At 73.7% G+C, this 16,065-nt stretch carries 13 protein-coding genes; 9 read left to right on the forward strand and 4 right to left on the reverse strand.

Annotated features, from left to right (window positions below; genetic code table 11):
- Nucleotides 1-82: 82 nt before the first annotated feature.
- Nucleotides 83-3,028 carry a BTAD domain-containing putative transcriptional regulator gene (locus ACIOD2_RS06730; RefSeq protein ID WP_400535134.1) on the reverse strand — a complete coding sequence of 982 codons (2,946 nt, stop codon included), beginning with the start codon at nucleotides 3,026-3,028 and terminating at the stop codon, nucleotides 83-85.
- 104 nt (nucleotides 3,029-3,132) lie between these two features.
- The gene (locus ACIOD2_RS06735; RefSeq protein ID WP_400535136.1) at nucleotides 3,133-3,837 is read right to left on the reverse strand and encodes a DJ-1/PfpI family protein; all 705 of its coding nucleotides are present in this window, start codon (nucleotides 3,835-3,837) and stop codon (nucleotides 3,133-3,135) included.
- A gap of 98 nt (nucleotides 3,838-3,935) precedes the next feature.
- Here ACIOD2_RS06735 and ACIOD2_RS06740 point away from each other — a divergent pair, with 98 nt between their 5' ends.
- From ACIOD2_RS06740 to ACIOD2_RS06750, 3 genes are all read left to right on the forward strand, one after another.
- The gene (locus ACIOD2_RS06740) at nucleotides 3,936-4,913 is read left to right on the forward strand and encodes a GlxA family transcriptional regulator (RefSeq protein ID WP_400535138.1); all 978 of its coding nucleotides are present in this window, start codon (nucleotides 3,936-3,938) and stop codon (nucleotides 4,911-4,913) included.
- 986 nt (nucleotides 4,914-5,899) lie between these two features.
- Entirely contained in the window at nucleotides 5,900-7,063 is a 1,164-nt protein-coding gene (locus ACIOD2_RS06745; RefSeq protein ID WP_400535423.1) for a YibE/F family protein, read from the forward strand.
- Between the two features lie 73 nt (nucleotides 7,064-7,136).
- The gene (locus ACIOD2_RS06750) at nucleotides 7,137-7,382 is read left to right on the forward strand and encodes a hypothetical protein (RefSeq protein WP_400535140.1); all 246 of its coding nucleotides are present in this window, start codon (nucleotides 7,137-7,139) and stop codon (nucleotides 7,380-7,382) included.
- On the opposite strand, the gene ACIOD2_RS06755 is transcribed toward ACIOD2_RS06750, so the two are convergent.
- Together ACIOD2_RS06755 and ACIOD2_RS06760 are read right to left on the reverse strand one after the other, a co-directional pair.
- Complete coding sequence (locus ACIOD2_RS06755) at nucleotides 7,354-7,995, reverse strand: hypothetical protein (RefSeq protein ID WP_400535425.1); 642 nt, start codon at nucleotides 7,993-7,995, stop codon at nucleotides 7,354-7,356. The two genes, ACIOD2_RS06750 and ACIOD2_RS06755, sit on opposite strands and share 29 nt — an antisense overlap.
- A gap of 2 nt (nucleotides 7,996-7,997) precedes the next feature.
- Nucleotides 7,998-8,561: an MBL fold metallo-hydrolase gene (locus tag ACIOD2_RS06760; RefSeq protein WP_400535427.1), complete on the reverse strand. Its 564-nt coding sequence runs from the start codon at nucleotides 8,559-8,561 to the stop codon at nucleotides 7,998-8,000.
- A gap of 148 nt (nucleotides 8,562-8,709) precedes the next feature.
- On the opposite strand from ACIOD2_RS06760, the gene ACIOD2_RS06765 reads away from it, so the two are divergent.
- From ACIOD2_RS06765 to ACIOD2_RS06790, 6 genes are all read left to right on the forward strand, one after another.
- A complete protein-coding gene (locus ACIOD2_RS06765) occupies nucleotides 8,710-9,582 on the forward strand; it encodes a peptidylprolyl isomerase (RefSeq protein WP_400535142.1) in 873 nt (290 codons plus the stop codon).
- A complete protein-coding gene (locus ACIOD2_RS06770; RefSeq protein ID WP_400535144.1) occupies nucleotides 9,582-10,361 on the forward strand; it encodes an aminotransferase class IV family protein in 780 nt (259 codons plus the stop codon). Before ACIOD2_RS06765 ends, ACIOD2_RS06770 begins: the two co-directional genes overlap by 1 nt.
- Before the next feature lie 74 nt (nucleotides 10,362-10,435).
- Entirely contained in the window at nucleotides 10,436-11,299 is an 864-nt protein-coding gene (locus ACIOD2_RS06775; RefSeq protein ID WP_400535146.1) for a LysM peptidoglycan-binding domain-containing protein, read from the forward strand.
- Between the two features lie 95 nt (nucleotides 11,300-11,394).
- Nucleotides 11,395-11,958 carry a hypothetical protein gene (locus ACIOD2_RS06780; protein ID WP_400535148.1) on the forward strand — a complete coding sequence of 188 codons (564 nt, stop codon included), beginning with the start codon at nucleotides 11,395-11,397 and terminating at the stop codon, nucleotides 11,956-11,958.
- 152 nt (nucleotides 11,959-12,110) lie between these two features.
- Nucleotides 12,111-13,214: a glycoside hydrolase family 105 protein gene (locus tag ACIOD2_RS06785; RefSeq protein WP_400535150.1), complete on the forward strand. Its 1,104-nt coding sequence runs from the start codon at nucleotides 12,111-12,113 to the stop codon at nucleotides 13,212-13,214.
- Nucleotides 13,211-15,829, forward strand: a complete 2,619-nt coding sequence (locus tag ACIOD2_RS06790; protein ID WP_400535152.1) for a glycoside hydrolase family 97 catalytic domain-containing protein — start codon at nucleotides 13,211-13,213, stop codon at nucleotides 15,827-15,829. The genes ACIOD2_RS06785 and ACIOD2_RS06790 overlap by 4 nt, the downstream gene beginning before the upstream one ends.
- Nucleotides 15,830-16,065: the final 236 nt, after the last annotated feature.

Consider the following 16,065-nt stretch of genomic DNA (forward strand, 5'->3'; position numbering starts at 1 on the left):
ACCTTGATCCGACGGCGGCAGCCAAAAGGGCCCGACCATAACTTCGCCAAACGCGGACGTCCGCGCGGCGGGCGTGGCGGGGTCAGGTCCTGATCTTCGTCAAGACTTCACGAGTTCGCTCCCGCTCCGGGGATTCACTGGTCACGGCGTTCAGCTCGTGCAGCGCCCGCAGCTCCCACAGCGGGAACCCGAGGTCGCGGAACAGGTCGGCCGACAGCCGCAGCACCTGCACCGCCTGCCGTTCCGCGGCGTCGGCCGCCTGGGTCCGGCCGAGGCTGAGCAGGGCGTACCCGGCCCCGCGGCGGTCGCGCAGCTCGCGGAACACGCCCATCGCCAGGCGCAGGTGCTGCCGCGCGCCCGCGGCGTCGCCGGCCCGGCGGCGGGCCTCGGCCAGGCTGCGGTGGGTGTAGGCGGCGGCGTGCCGGTGCCCGATCTGCTCGAACAGGTCCAGGGAGCGGGTCAGGCAGCGTTCGCCGTCGGCCAGCTCCCCCGCCTCGGCGTGCAGGTCGCCCAGGCTGCGCAGGACGTGCGCCTCCCAGTGCCGCTCCCGGGTGCGGACGGCGCCGCCGAGGGCACCGGTGAGCAGGTCGGCCGCCTGGTCGCAGCCGCCGTGGCGGCGCAGGACGTCTGCGTAGCGCTTCGCGGCCTGGTCGTGCCAGCGCCCGTCCTCGCACTCGCGGGCCAGCAGCATGCTCACCTCGAAGCTCTCGACCGCGCCCCGGACGTCCCCGACGTCCTCGGCCAGCGAGCCCAGCTGCGCCGCCGCGGCCGCCTGGCCGCGCCGGTCGCCGCAGTCGCGCAGCAGGCCGAGCGCCTCCCGCAGCTCGGTCTCCGCGGCCCGCGCCTCGCCGCTGTCGAGGTGGATGTCGGCGAGCGCGGCCAGCACCGCGGCGGTGCCGTTCGGGTCGTCGAGCACCCGGAACCGGTTCTCCGCCATGACGAAGTAGGTGCGCGCCTGCCGCCACCGGCCCTGCTGCCAGTGCACCGAACCCAGGGTGAAGAGTTTCTCGGCCTCCGCGTGCGGGTCGTTGCGGCGCCGCGCCGCGGCCAGCCCGAGCACCGAAACGGCGCGGGCGGAGCGGTCGAGCCACGGCGTGCCGGCCAGCTCGGTGCAGGCGTCGGCGAGCCGTCCGGTGAGCTCGTGCCAGCCGTGCGCGCCGGCCAGCCGGACGGCCGCGGCGAGGTGGGCGGTCTCCCCCGCCGCCCAGCCCGCCGGGTCGGCCGCGACCCGGCGCAGCGTCGCCGGATCCGGCTTCGGGCCGCCGGGTGCCGGGCGGCCGCGGGCCTGCTCCGCGAGCGCCAGCGTCACCTCGCACGCGCGGCGCAGCGCGACCCCGTCGGTCTCGGGCGCCGTGCCCTCGGCCAGCACGAGGCGGACGAACGGCGCCACCGTCCAGTGGGCGCCGTCGGGCACCAGCACGTGCCCGGCGGCCAGGGCGTCGAGCCGGTCGCGGGCCTCGTCGAGCGGTTTGCCGAGCAGGGCGGCGGCACACCAGTCGGGGACGGGTGCGTCGAACGCGGTGAGCAGCCGCAGCAGGTACCGGTCGGCCGCGGGACGTTCACGCAGCGCCGCCGTGACCGCCGCCCGGACGCTCAGGTCGCCCGCCGTCAGCTCGTCGAGCCGGCGGCGCTCGTCGGCCAGCCGCACGGCGACCTCCGCGACGCGCTGCCGCGGCCGCCCGGCGAGCTTCGCCCCGGCGATCCGGACGGCGAGCGCCAAGCCTACGCAATGGCCGAGAAGCCGTTTCGCCGCTTCGGGTTCCGCGCGCAGCCGGGTCTCCCCCACGATCGCCGTGAGCAGCGCCCGGGCGTCCTCTGTGGACAGTCCGGTCACCGGGACCGGGTGCGCCCCGCACAGCCCGGGCAGCGCGCGGCGGGACGTCACGAGGGTGGCGCAGCCGGGCCCGCTCGGTAGCAAAGCGCGGACCTGGGCCTCGGACGCGGCGTCCTCGAGCACCACCAGGAGCCGCCGCTCGGCGGTGTAGCACCGCCAGAGCCCGGGCAGGCCCGCCCGGTCGGCCAGCTCCGCCGGGGTCGCGCCGAGCGCCCGCAGAAACCCGGTCAGCACGGTCGCCGGATCGGCCGGGCCGGACAGCGCCGCGACCAGCTGGCCGTCCGGGAACCGGCGGCGGGCCCGCCAGGCGGCCTGCACCGCCAGCGCGGACTTCCCGGCGCCGGCCGCGCCGTGCAGCACCACCGGGGCCGGGCCGCGCAGGGCCCGGGTGACGTCGGCCAGCTCGGCCGTCCGGCCGGTGAAGTCGGGCACCGCGGGCGGCAGCTGGGCGGGCGGCCCCGGGGTCGTCCAGTCGGTGCCGGCGATCCGGCGGTAGACGTCGACGAGGTCCGCGCTCGGCCAGACGCCCGCCTCTTCCCAGAGCGCGCGCCGCGTCCGCCGGAGCACTTCGAGGGCCGACTCGCGGCGGCCGACGGCGCCGAGCGCGGCCGCGAGGCGCCCGGCGAAGCGTTCGTCGGCGGGCCGGGCCGCGACCACCGGGTCCAGCCGTTCGACGACCGACCCGCCGTCGCCGTCGGCGAGCTCCAGCTCGACCAGCTGCAGCAGCGCCGCCGAGCGCCGGTCCTCCAGCCACAGCTTGTGCGCCTCCAGCAGCGGCCCGCCGGCGACGTCGGCGAAGGCGTCACCGCGCCAGCACGCCAGCGCCCGTTCGAGCGCGCGCCGGCGCTGGGCACGGTCGTCGGCCCCGGCGGACAGCAGCGTCAGGAAGTCGTCGGCGTCCAGCTCGCCGGGCTCGACGACCAGCGCGTACCCCCGCGGGCCCGACCGCAGGCGCTGCCCGGCCGCGGCGGCGCCGAGACCGGGCGAGAGCGTCTTGCGCAGCTTCGAGACGGTGACCTGCACGATCGCCGCGGCGCTCGACGGCGCGCCGTCCGGCCACAGCTCGTCGACCAGCGTGTCACGCCCGACGTACTGGCCGGCCCGCGCGAGCAGCACGGCGAGCAGCCGCCGCGGCTGGGCCGCCGAGGGCAGCGGGACGGAGGCCGTCAGAGGGCCGAGGACCTGGAACCGCACGGCTTAACACCCCACCCGCGAGATCACCTGATCGAGCGAGCTGACCCTAGCCGTCCGGGACCGTCCGGGAAGGCCACTCACCCGGATGGCCGACGCCGTTCGCCTCAGGCGTGCGCGAGCAGCTTCGCCAGCAGCTCCGGGTGGTCGGCGAGCCCTTCCCGCAGCGTGTACTCGCGAAGCGGCTTCAGGTCGCCGTAGGGCGGGTTGTCCCAGTCCAGCGCGCCCTGCGGCGGCTCCGGGTCGTACTCGATGACGAACTGGACGGTCTTCGCGACCTCACGCCCGGCCAGCCGTTCGACCAGGTGCAGGGCGAGGTCGATGCCGGCCGACACGCCCGCCGCGGTGATCACCTGGCCGTCCTCCACCCAGCGCTTCGCGACCGGCGTCGCGCCCAGGCCGGTGAGGACGTCGCGGAACATCCAGTGCGTCGTCGCCTGCTTCCCCTCCAGGAGCCCGGCCGCGCCGAGGACGAGCGAGCCGGTGCAGACCGACGTCACCAGCTCCGCGGTGGCCGCCGCGGACCGCAGCCAGGCGAGCAGCGTCTCGTCGGCCATCGCGCGCAGCGTCGGCACCGTGCCGCCGGGCACCAGCAGAGCGAACGGCGAGGGCACCTCGTCGAACGTGTGGCTCGGCGCGATCCGCAGCGGGACGTCCGTGGCGAGCTCGTCCTTGGTCGCGCCGACGACGACGGTCCGGTAGCCGGGATCGATCTGGGCCAGCGCGCTCAGCACCTGCAGCGGGCCCACCAGGTCGAGCGGCGTCAGCCCCGGGTAGAGGACGAAGGCGATGGTCTTCTGCGCATCGGTCATGGTCCCCACCCTGGCCGGGACGCCGTGGTGCCGAAGCCGTGATGTCCGTAATCCTGCGAACCGCGTCCGAGCGCCGGTCGGGCTGCTAGCGTCCGCTCATGCCAGGCTCACCCAGACGGGTCGTGATCGTCGGATTTCCTGACGCCGAACTGCTGGACATCGCCTGCCCCGCCGACGTGTTCGACGCCGCCAACCGGCACGGCGCCCGGCCACCGTACGAAATCCGCCTCGCCAACCTCGACGGCCAGCCGATCCAGACCGCCTCCGGCCTGATCCTGCAGCCGCACCTGCGGCTCGACCAGGTCCCCGCGGACCTGGACACGCTCGTCGTCGCCGGCGGCTGGGGCAGCACGACCGCCGCGGGCGACGAGCGCGTGCTCGCCCACGTCCGGCGCCTGGCCCGGACGAGCCGCCGTGTCGCGTCGGTGTGCACCGGCGCCGAGGTGCTCGCCGCGGCCGGGCTGCTCAACGGCCGCCGCGCGACCACGCACTGGCGCTACGCCGCGAAGCTAGCCGCGGACTACCCGGCCGTGACGGTCGACCCGGTGCCGCTCTACATCCGCCACGGCAACGTCTACACCGCGGCGGGCGTCACCAGCGGGCTCGACCTGACGCTGTCGCTGGTCGAGGCCGACCACGGCCCGTCGCTGGCCCGCGAAGCCGCCCGCTCGCTGGTCACCTACCTGCAGCGGCCGGGCAACCAGGCGCAGGTCAGCCTGTTCCTGTCCGGCCCGCCGCCGGAACACCGCGAGGTCCGCGACCTCACCGCCTACATCGCCGAGCACCTCGACGAGGACCTCGGCACCCCCGCGCTGGCCACTCGCGCCGGGATCAGCACCCGCCAGCTGACCCGCCTGTTCGACGCCCACCTCGGCACGACACCCGGCCGCTACGTCCGCACGATCCGCACCGAGCAGGCGGCCCGCCTGCTGTCCGGCACCGACCTCCCGCTGGCCACGATCGCTCGCCGCTGCGGCTTCGGCTCCACCGAGACGCTCCGCCAGGCCTTCCTCGACCACTTCGACACCCCGCCCTCGGCGTATCGGAGGGTCCACGTCCGCCACACCCACACCTGACCCCGTGTCGACCCTTCAATCACGCGTGTCGACCCTCTGATCACACGTGTCGGCTCCCGGATCACACGGGCGGGCTCGCGGGCTCACGTGATCCGGAGGTCGACACGCGTGATCGAGAGGTCGACACGCGTGATTGGCGGGTCGACACGGCATATCCGGACGAACCGGGCCGTCGGCGGCCCGTTGCGCGGGGCGGGGGATCGCGCTGTCAGGATGTGCGGGTGGACCGCCCCGACCTCGACGACGAAACCGGCCCGATCCGCCGGATCACCGACGAGGCTTCCCCCACGTCCGGAACGCCGGGTACGCCCCGGAAACCGGCCCGCCGGACACCGCCGGAAGGCACCCCCTCGGCACCTCGGCGCCGCGCGGACACCGGACCACAGCGAGTCCCCGCCGGCGACACCGGGGCCCAGCGGATTCCGGGCAAGGCGGGCGAAACCGGCGCGCAGCGAGTCCGTGGGAATCCGGGCGAGACCGGGTTCCAGCGAGTGCCCGGCAAACGCGGCGACACCGGACCACAGCGGGCCGCCGGAAAGCCGACCGACACGGGACCGCAGCGGGTGCCCGGAAAAGCGGGAACCACCGGGGCGCAACGGATTCCGGGCAAGTCCGGCGACACCGGACCACAGCGAGTGCCCGCCGACACCGCGACCCAGCGCGTCCCCAGGAAACGCGGCGATACCGGACCGCAGCGCACCGCCGGAAAACTGACCGACACGGGACCGCAGCGCGCCGCCGGACAACTGACCGACACCGCCGCCCAGCGCGGCGACACCGCGACCCAGCGCGTCCCCAGGAAAAGCGGCGACACCGGACCCCAGCGGGCCGCCCGGCGCGGCGACACCGGCCCGCAGCGAGCCGCTGACGGCCGCGCGAAGGCGAAACCCCAGGAACCCGCCGAAACCGGCCATGGTCACGGGCACGGCCACGGTCACGGCCCGGCCGCCCCGGCCTCCCGCCGCGTCCGGCTGCTGCTCATCTGGATGCTCGCTCCCCTGGCGCTGGCCACCGTGGTCGCGATGGTCGTGCTGTACCCGTGGGGCAAGGCGTCGCCGACGAGCGTCGTGCCGCAGGGGACCCCCGTGCACGCGTCGATCTCCACCACGGCCACCGGGCCGTGCCTCGCGCAGGGGCAGGTCCAGGTCGGCGACCAGGCCGACCCGAACGCCAAGCCGTGCCTGACCGTCGACCTGTCGATGACCGACGGCCCGGCCACCGGCAAGCCGCTGCGCCTCACCGTGCCGATCGAGCCCAGCACCCCGCGCTTCGCCGCCGGTGACGCCGTCGTGCTCGCCTACAACGGCGGCGACGCGAACGACCCGCAGAGCTTCCAGCTGGTCGACTTCCAGCGCGGCACCCCGCTGTTCGTGCTGGCCGCGCTCTTCGCCCTCGCCGTCCTGGTCCTCGGCCGCTGGCAGGGCCTCGCCGCGCTCATCGCACTCGGCCTGTCTTTCGCGGTGATCGCGCTGTTCATCCTGCCGGCCATCCTCGCCGGCGAAAACCCGCTGGTCGTGGCCATCGCCGGGGCGGGCGCGATCATGTTCATCGCGCTGTACCTGACCCACGGGCTGACGGCGAGAACGTCCGCCGCCGTGCTCGGCACGCTCGTCAGCCTCGCGCTGATCGGCGTGCTCTCGGCGATCTTCTCGGCCGCCGCGTCGCTGACCGGGCTCGACGACAGCACGTCCACGCTGATCGGCTCACTCGGCCACGGCATCGACGCGCGCGGGCTGCTGCTCGCCGGCGTCGTGATCGGCGCGCTCGGTGTGCTCGACGACGTCACGGTCACCCAGACCAGCGCCGTCTGGGAGCTGCGCCGCGCCAACCCGGACCTGAGCTGGCGGGAGCTGTACCGCTCGGGCCTGCGCATCGGCCGCGACCACGTCGGCTCGGCGGTGAACACCCTGGTCATGGCCTACGCCGGGGCCGCGCTCCCCGTCCTGCTGTACTCGTCGATCTCCGGGGTCGGGCTGGGCGCGCTGCTCGGCAGCGAGGAGATCGCCCAGGAGATCATCCGGACGCTGGCCGGCAGCGTCGGCATCGTGGCGGCCGTCCCGGTGACGACGGTCCTCGCCGCGCTCATCGCCTCCCGCGAGCCCGCCGGGTACCTCAGCAGCACCACGAAAGCCGTTCCGTCCCACCCGTAACACCGGCGAACCCCGGCCGCGCGGCACCCGCCCGAGAGCGGTAGGAAGACGGCAGCCGATCCGGGGAGGCGCCATGTTCGTGCTCATCGGCCCGCGTCAGGTCGTGCGCGGCGCGCTGCGGCTGTTCACGGCCACCGTCCAGGCCGTCGAGTCGCTCCCGCGCATCGCCGCGGCCCTCGACGACGTCCGGGCGACGCTGCACCAGGTCGAGCGCCTCACCGCCTACGTCGCGCAGGAGGTCCCGGAGCTCGTCTACCAGCTCGAGCAGCTGCGGGAGCCGGACGAGGAGCTCAGTCGAGAGTCGCCACGAACCGGCTGACGGCCTCCATCGTGAACCGCTGCACGTACTTGCCCGACGGCGCCACCGACGCCAGCCGGTAGAGCGGGCGCTCGGCGACGCCGGTGCCGCGCGCCTCCGCCTTCAGCTCCGCCACCAGCAGCTCCCCGAAGACCAGGCCGTTCGCCTCGGTGTTGTTCATCAGCGCGTTGGCCAGCTTCCGCAGCTGCAGGATGCCCAGCTCGCGCCCGCCGGTGCCGGCGAACACCGCGAGGTCGACCTTCGCCACCTTCCGCCGGTTGCCCGCGTTGACCAGCAGGCTCACCGTGCGGCTGCCGCGGACGTCGCCGACCACGAGGTCGAGCCGGGTCGCGGTGACGAGGTCGACGTGGCGCAGCCCCCACGTGCGCACGACCAGCGTCGAGCCCTCGAGCCAGACGCGGCGCCGGATGCTGACCGCCATCACGTAGACCAGCGGCAGGGCGATCACCACGGCGACGACCAGGCCGGTCACCGTGCCGCCGATCAGGCCCGCGACCCCGCCGAACGCGGCGGCGACGATCAGCACGCCGATCAGCCCGGAAATCCCGCGCCGGCGGCGGCCGCGCGCGTCCTCGTCGAACAGCGGCAGCCGCTCCTTCGACTCCTGCTCCATGCTCACGCCCCCGTCCCGGCGAGGAACGGGTTGCCCGCGCGTTCCCGGCCGATCATCGTCGCCGGGCCGTGGCCCGGTAGCACCACCGTCTCGTCCGGGAAGCCCGCCAGCAGGTCGCGCAGCGACGCCGTGACGTCGCCGCGGCCGACCGAGCCCGCGAACAGCGTGTCGCCGGTCAGCGCGATCCGCCCGCCTTCGGCCGACGTGATCGACAACACCACCGAACCCGGGGTGTGCCCCGGCGCGTGCCGGACGTCGACGTCGAGCCCGGCGAAGCTCTGCGTGCCCTCTTCCAGCGGCACGCTCTCGCCCTCGTACAGCGCGGCGTCCGCGGGGTGCAGGTGCAGCGGGCCGGCCGAGAGCGAAGCGGCCGAAGCCACGTGGTCGGGGTGGCCGTGGGTGGCGACGAGCGCCGCCGGGACCAGCCGGTGCTCGGCGAGCGCGGCGGCCAGCGGCGCGGCCACCTCCTGCCCCGGATCCACGACCAGGCACGGCCCGCCGGCGGCCGCCGCCAGCAGGTAGCAGTTGGCCTGCAGCGGGCCGCTGCCGAACCCGACGACGAGCACCGAACGCCTCCCGGACATCCGCGCCGGATGGCGCCGATCACGATCAGGTTGAGACTAGCGGGCCCTGTACATGGTCCTCACAGGCTGTGCCCATACACTGCCGCTACCTCAGACGTGTGACACGAGCGGAAACCTGGGAGGGTACGGGGTGGCGACCAACCAGCAGCGCCGCGAAGCTGCGAAGCGCAAGCTCGAGAGGCAACTCGAGCGCCGATTGGAGCAGCAGAAGCGGCGCAGGAGGATCGGCGCCGGAGTCGTCGGCGTGGCTGTGCTCGTCGTCGCGGGCGTGGTGGTGTGGATCGTGAGCGCCAACGGCGGTGACAGCACCGCCGATCCGGCCGCGTCGTCCTCGGCCGCCCCGCCGCCGACCGAAGTCCAGATCCCGACGCAGCGCGCGGCGATGCCGAAGCGGACGACGGCGCTGCCGAACCCGACGACGTGCGACTACAAGGCCGACACGACGGGCAAGACGCCGAAGAAGGTGAACGTGCCCGACGGGAAGAACGTCCCGTCGACCGGCACGGTGAACGTGACGCTGAAGAGCACCGCGGGCGACATCCCGCTGACGCTCGACCGCGCGCTCGCGCCCTGCGCCGTGCAGAGCTTCATCAGCCTGGCGAAGCAGAGCTTCTACAACGACACCATGTGCCACCGGCTCGGCACCGAGGGCCTGCAGATGCTGCAGTGCGGTGACCCCTCGGCCACCGGCGACCCGACGGCCGACGGCCAGGGCGGCCCGGGCTACACGATGCCGGACGAGGCGTTCCCGGAGATCAAGTACGGCCGCGGCATCCTCGCGATGGCGAAGACGCAGGCCCCGAACTCCGGCGGCAGCCAGTTCTTCATGGTCTACGGCGACGCCGAGCTGTCCCCGGACTACTCGGTGTTCGGCAGCATCAGCGACGAGGGCCTGAAGGTCCTGGACGCGGTGGCCAGGGCCGGCATCGCGAACCCGAACCCGCAGGACGGCACGGGTGCGCCGACCAAGCAGGTGAAGTTCACGGGCGTCACCGTCCAGTAGTGCCGCACCGCATCGAGCTGAACGGGGACCCGCTCGGCCCGGGCGCCTTCGTCGCGGGGATGACCTCCTACGGTCATTTCACCGCGATGCAGGTCCGGGACGGGCGGGTCCGCGGTCTTTCCCACCACCTGGACCGGCTCACCTCGAGCACGCGCCTGCTGTTCGGCGCGGAGCTCGACACGGACCTGGTGCGCGCCCACGTCCGGCAGGCGATCGCGGGCGAACCGGAGCTTTCGGTACGGGTCATGGTGCTCACGCGGTCCTTCGACGAGCCGATGACACCGGAGATCCTGGTCCGGACCCTGCCGCCGCACCCGGTCGACCCGGCGCCGCTGCGCCTGCGGGCGGTGCGGTACGAGCGGGACCTGCCGCAGGTGAAGCACCTGGGCACGTTCGGCCTGATCCACCATTCCCGCCAAGCCGAGCTGGCCGGGTACGACGACGCCTTGTTCGTCGACCACCAGGGCCGGATCAGCGAGGCGTCCATCTGGAACGCCGGGTTCCTGGCCGGCGGCACGGTCGTCTGGCCGGAGGCGGCGGTGCTTCCCGGCATCACGATGCTCGTCCAACGGGAGGCCCTGGAACGGCTCGGCGTCCCGCAGGAGACGCGCGAGGTCCGGCCCGCCGACCTGCCCGCGTTCGACGCGATGTTCCTCACCAACTCGGAAACCCCGGGCCGCCCGGTCGCCTCCGTCGACGACTTCGTGCTGCCGCCCGCGGACCGCGCCGTGAAGCTGCTCGCCGAGGCGTACGAAACCGTGCCCTGGGACGAAATCTGAACCACGCCTCCGCCCACCCCGTGTAGAGAGGAACACCGGGGCCATTTGTGCCACCGGGGAGAGGGTGGGCGACGATGGTCGAAAAGCGGGTTCCCGCGGTGCGCCGCGTCCTCGGGCGCACCGGCCAGGCCGCCTGCGCCGGCGTCCTGTTCGCCGTGCTGGCCGGCGGGCCCGCGCTGGCCCAGTCCGCGCCGCCGCCCTCGCCGTCGGTGAAGTACTTCATCGTTCCCCACGCCGCGAACCCCGACGACATCACGTTGTTCAAGATCGCCGAGAAGGCGCTCGGCGACGGGCAGCGGTTCCAGGAGATCTTCACGCTCAACAAGGGCAGGCCGCGGCCCGACGGAACGCCGTTCGACGACCCGGCCGCGATCGAACCCGGTCAGGTCCTCCTGCTCCCGGACGACGCCCGCGACCCCGCGGTGAAGTTCGGGCCCCTGCCCACGCCCGCTCCGGCCGCCCCGCCCACGCAGGCAGCGGCTCCCCCGTCCGCCGAATCCGGGCTGGGTACCGGTCTCGCGTCCGCGGTCAGCGGCACCGGCGGCCTGCTCACCGGCCTGATCGCCGGGCTCTGGTGGCGACGGCGGCCGCAGGTCGTGCCGCCGGCGCCGTTCGAACCGGCCGAGCCCGGCGAGTCCCACGAGCCGCTGTGGCCCGAGCCCGATTTCGACGACGACGACGGGTCCGGCTCGGTCAGCGGCACGTTGCCGATCCCGGTGGTCGTCCCGCTGCCGCGGCCGGACCAGTCCTCCGACAGGCTGCCGGTGGTGCTGCGGCAGGAGCCGATCACCGCCGAGCACTCGATCATCTTCTTCGACACCGCCGACACCCAGGTGATCGCCGCGATCCGGCCGGGCTCGCAGTTCCGGTTCCGGGTCGGCCCCGCCCGCGAACCGGACCCTGTCACCGTGCTCGTCGTGGACGACGAAAGCGAGTGACACCGGCCCGTACCTGCCGGGTCACTCTGCGCTGAACGGATCAACCGGCGCCCGAACACTGGCCATCAGCCCTCCCGTCCCGCGATAGTCGTCTGATGACCTGGGATCCCTTCGGCACGCTGCAGAAGGCGCTGTGGATCGGCGGCGCCCCGTGGACCGGGAAGTCCACCGTCGCCCGGCTGCTGGCCGAGCGGTACGACCTGACGACCTACCACCACGACTACCGGGCCCGGCCCGGGAACGCGCTGCCGGACGACGTCCCGGCCGGCGACCAGCTGACCGAGATCATGGCCGAGTTCCGGCACCGGTTCCACTACGCGCTGGACGACCTGCGCGCGCTGACGTCGCCGCGGCCGATCGTCGCCGAGGGCCGGGTGCTGCGCCCCGAGCTGGTCGCGCCGCTGGTGGACTCGCCGGGCCGGATGGTGGTGCTCGTGCCCACGGAGCTGTTCCGCCAGCACCAGCTGCGGCACCGGCCGGAGGAGCCCGCGATCCCCGCGCAGCGGACCCGGCTGACGCGGGACCGGATGCTGGCCGCGCACGCCGTCCGCGCGGCGCACGACCTCGGCATCCGCGTCATCGAGATCGACGGCAGCCTCGACCCCGACGGGGTCACCGACGTCGTCGGCGAGCACTTCCGGCAGTACCTGGACGCCTGAAAATAGTATTAGTCCCGCGTTGTCCGGTCGTTTCCCTCCGCGGGCGGTTGACCGGATCCGGAACGAGCGCCGAAGATCGGTTCCCGACACCGTCGCCGCTTTTCCGCGCAGCAAAGGGGCTGGTTTCGTTGGCGTTCCGGAAAACACTTCGCGTGGTCCTCGCCGCCGTTCTGGGATTGACACTGCTGGGCACCCCGGCGCAGGCCGCCACCCCCGACTGGTCGCGCGCCGTCGCGGACTCGACGATCGCCGCGCACCCCGCCGCGTCGCTGGGGCTCGGGTACACCGACGCCCTGTTCCTGCTCGGCCTGCACCGCGTCTACCAGCGCACGCACGAACCCCGGTACCTGGCCTACCTCGAAGCGTGGGGCGCGGCGAAGGTGAAACCGGACGGCAGCACCGGGAACCCGTACAACGACCTGGACAGCATGCTGGCGGGCAACGTCTTCCTGGTGCTGGCCGCCGAAACGGGTGATGCGCGCTACTCGCTGGCCGCCCGGCGGATCCACGACCGGCTGGCGACCTACCCGCGGACCACCGACGGCGGCTTCATTCACAACACGACGTTCACCGGGCAGCTGTGGGCCGACGGCGCATTCATGCTCGACCCATTCCTGGCCCGTTACGGAAAGGCCTTCGGCGACACCGCGAGCACCACCGAATCGGCCGAACAACTCGTCACGTATTTCACTCATCTGCGGCATCCGAGCGGTTTGCTGTACCACGCCTACGACGAGCGCCGGAAGCAGAGCTGGGCCGATCCGGTGACCGGGTTGTCCCCGGACGTGTGGTGCCGCGCGGTCGGCTGGTTCGGTGCCGCCACGGTCGACGTCCTCGACGCGCTGCCCGCCGCGGCTCCGCAGCGCGGCGCTCTCGTCGGGATCGTCCAGTACCTGGCCCGCGGGTTCCGGAAGTGGCAGGACCCGGCGACCGGCCGGTGGTTCCAGCTGACGGTGAAGCCCACGGCCGCCGACAACTGGACCGAGACGTCGTGCTCCAGCCTGTACACCTACACGCTCTCCCGCGCGGTGCAACGCGGGTACGTCGGGAAGGAGTACCAGCCGGTGGTCGACCGCGGTTACGCCGGCGTGCTCGCGAAGGTCTCCCAGGCCGCCGACGGCACCACCGCGATCACGGACATCAGCGTCGGGACGAACGTCGGCAACGGCCGCTACTACCTGGACCGGCCGCGTGCCACCAACGACTTCCACGGCCTCGGCGCGTTCCTGTACCTCAACGAGCAGGTCCGCGGATGAGGCGCGGCACCGTCCCGCTCGTCCTGGCCGTGCTGGCTACCCTGGTGGGCACGATGCCCGCCGACGCCGCCGACCGCTGGACGGTCAGCCTGACCGGTGCGGTGACCGCCGCGGTCGCCCGCACCGGTGACGGCGGGCTGACCTTCGCAGCCACCCGGGGCGCCACCACCGTACTGGCGCCCGCGCCGCTGGGCGTCCGGACGAAGACCGCCGACCTGACCCGCGACCTGCGCTTCCTGCGCCGCTCCGACCGGATCGTCGACGAGCGGTACACAATGACCACCGGCAAGCAGCTGCGGCGGCACGCGCGAGCCGCGGAGACGACGCTGGCCTTCGAGGGTGCGGGCGGGACCCGGCTCGACGTCGTCGTCCGCGCGGCCGCCGACGGCGTCGCCTACCGGTACGTGCTGCCCGGCCGCGGGCCGGTGACGATCACCGGCGAGGCGTCGTCGTTCACCCTGCCCGCGACCGCGCCCGCCTGGCTGCTGCCCTACTCCCCCAACTACGAGAACGTCCGCGTCGAAACCACCGCGGGAACGGCGAAGGCGGGCGACTACGGCTTCCCGTCGTTGTTCGACACCGGCGGCGGGACCTACACGTTGCTCACTGAGTCCGATGTGGACGGTCGCTACTCCGGTGCCCGCCTGGCGCACGCGGCGGGCACCGCGGACTACACGATCAAGCTGGCGGACGCCTCGGTCACCGCCTCCGGGCCGTTCAGCACACCGTGGCGGGTCGCGATCACCGGCGACCTCGCGACGGTCACCGAGTCCACTTTGGTCGACGACCTGGCCCCGCCGTCGAAGCTCGCGGACACGTCGTGGGTCCGGCCGGGCAAGGTCGCCTGGTCGTGGCTGTCCGAACACGACAGTCCGAGCGATCCCGTGCGCCAGAAGCAGTACGCCGACTTCGCCGCCCGCAACGGCTGGCCGTACCTGCTCATCGACGAGGGCTGGGACGCCTCCTGGGTCCCGGACGTCGTGCGCTACGCGCGGGCCCGCGGTGTCGAGGTGATCCTCTGGTTCCGCTGGAACACCCTCGACACGGCGGCCGAGCGCGCGAAGTGGCTCCCACTGGTCAAGGCGTGGGGCGCGGCCGGGATCAAGGTCGACTTCATGGACTCCGACACCCAGGCCCGGTTCCGGTTCTACGACGACATCGCCGCGGCCACCGCGCAGCAGCGGCTGATGATCAACTTCCACGGCGCGACCGTCCCCCGCGGCCTGCAGCGGACCTGGCCGCACGTGATGAGCTTCGAGGCCGTGCGCGGCGCCGAGCAGTTCAAGACGCGGGCCGCGACCAACACGATGTTCCCCTTCACCCGCAACGTGGTCGGCAGCATGGACTACACGCCGACCGCGTTCGTCGTGTCCGACCGGGACACCACGGACGCGCACGAGGTGGCGACGTTCTTCGTCTACGAGTCCGGCTGGCAGCACGGCGCGGACAAGCCGGAGAACTACGAGGCCCGCCCCGAAGCCCTGCACACCCTCGACCAGCTGCCGACGGTCTGGGACGAGACGCGGCTGCTGTCCGGGCGCCCCGGGCAGGAGGCAGTGTTCGCGAAGCGGTCCGGCGAGCGCTGGTTCGTCGGCGGCATCGAAGCGGGCCCGGCCAAGACGGTCGACGCGCCCCTGGACTTCCTCGGCCACGGGCGCTGGCTCGCCGACACCCTGCGCGATGGCCCGGCGGGCCTGCTGCGCGAGAAGACGACGGTGAGCGCGGGCGGGCGGCTGAGCGTCCCGGTCGCGAAGAACGGCGGGTTCGTCACGGTCCTCTGCCCCGCCTGGCCGGGCCGGACGACCTGCGACGAGGCGATCCGGCAGGTGCCGGCGACCAGCCTGAGCGTCACCCCGGAGACGGCGGAGGCGACCGCGGGCACGACCGTCGAGGTCAAGGCCACCTTCCGGCTGCCGGCGGGGGCGCCGCTGCTCGACGTCGAACTCGCGCCTGCCGTGCCCGCCGGGTGGACGGTGACCGGGCGGCCGGTGGTCCGGCCGGTGCTGTTCGCCGGGCAGCCCGTGTCGGGCACCTGGCGGTTCACCGCCACCGCGGCGGCCGCCCCGGGCACGACCGACCTGCCGATCGCGGCGACCTACCGGTTCCGCGGCCGGTCCGTCCACGTCGAAGGCGCGACCAGCGTGTTCGTCCCGCCGCCGGTGCCTGCCGGCACCGCGCAGGTCAGCGCGCTGCCGTTCCTGGCGTCGTCGAACGGCTGGGGCCCGGTGGAGCGGGACCAGTCCAATGGCGACACCGCCGAGGGTGACGGCCACCCGCTGACCATCGGCGGCACGGTCTACGCCCACGGCCTGGGCACCAACGCCCCCAGCACCGTGGCGGTGTGGCTCGGCGGCGCGTGCACGGCGTTCTCGGCGGTCACCGGCGTCGACGACGAGGTCACCGAAGAGGCGTCGGTCGCGTTCCGCGTCCTCGGCGACGACGGCAAGCCGCTGGCGGAGACCCCGGTCCTGCGCCCGGGCGACGGCGCCCACCCGCTGACGGCGGACGTCACCGGCGTCCGGCGCCTGACCCTGCAGGTCACCGACGGCGGCGACGGCAAGGACTCCGACCACGCCGACTGGGCCGACGCGAAGCTCACCTGCGCGGCACCGTGACGGTGGTCTTCGTGACCGGCATGTCCGGTGTCGGAAGTCGACAGCGCTCGCCGAGCCGGCGAAGACCTCGACCGGGAAACGCCGGCGTTGCGAAGACCGGGTCGACGCGCCGCCGGCCTACGAGCGGTCAGGCGAGCCGGTGTTCCTCGCGGGCACCTTGGTGAACCAGGACGCTCCTTCCACAGTTCGCCGAGGTCGTCGTGCTCAGCGCGCCCCGCCGGTCATGCTGGAGCGAA

Origin of the sequence: Amycolatopsis sp. NPDC088138 (assembly GCF_044741685.1) — a bacterium.
Lineage (GTDB): Bacteria > Actinomycetota > Actinomycetes > Mycobacteriales > Pseudonocardiaceae > Amycolatopsis.

What these genes read in the sequence shown, in the direction of transcription:
- ACIOD2_RS06735 (WP_400535136.1), bottom strand. Translation starts at nt 3,837, where the DNA reads ATGACCGATGCGCAGAAGACCATCGCCTTCGTCCTCTACCCGGGGCTG.
- ACIOD2_RS06740 (WP_400535138.1), top strand. Translation starts at nt 3,936, where the DNA reads ATGCCAGGCTCACCCAGACGGGTCGTGATCGTCGGATTTCCTGACGCC.
- ACIOD2_RS06745 (WP_400535423.1), top strand. Translation starts at nt 5,900, where the DNA reads ATGCTCGCTCCCCTGGCGCTGGCCACCGTGGTCGCGATGGTCGTGCTG.
- ACIOD2_RS06750 (WP_400535140.1), top strand. Translation starts at nt 7,137, where the DNA reads ATGTTCGTGCTCATCGGCCCGCGTCAGGTCGTGCGCGGCGCGCTGCGG.
- ACIOD2_RS06755 (WP_400535425.1), bottom strand. Translation starts at nt 7,995, where the DNA reads ATGGAGCAGGAGTCGAAGGAGCGGCTGCCGCTGTTCGACGAGGACGCG.
- ACIOD2_RS06775 (WP_400535146.1), top strand. Translation starts at nt 10,436, where the DNA reads ATGGTCGAAAAGCGGGTTCCCGCGGTGCGCCGCGTCCTCGGGCGCACC.
- ACIOD2_RS06780 (WP_400535148.1), top strand. Translation starts at nt 11,395, where the DNA reads ATGACCTGGGATCCCTTCGGCACGCTGCAGAAGGCGCTGTGGATCGGC.
- ACIOD2_RS06790 (WP_400535152.1), top strand. Translation starts at nt 13,211, where the DNA reads ATGAGGCGCGGCACCGTCCCGCTCGTCCTGGCCGTGCTGGCTACCCTG.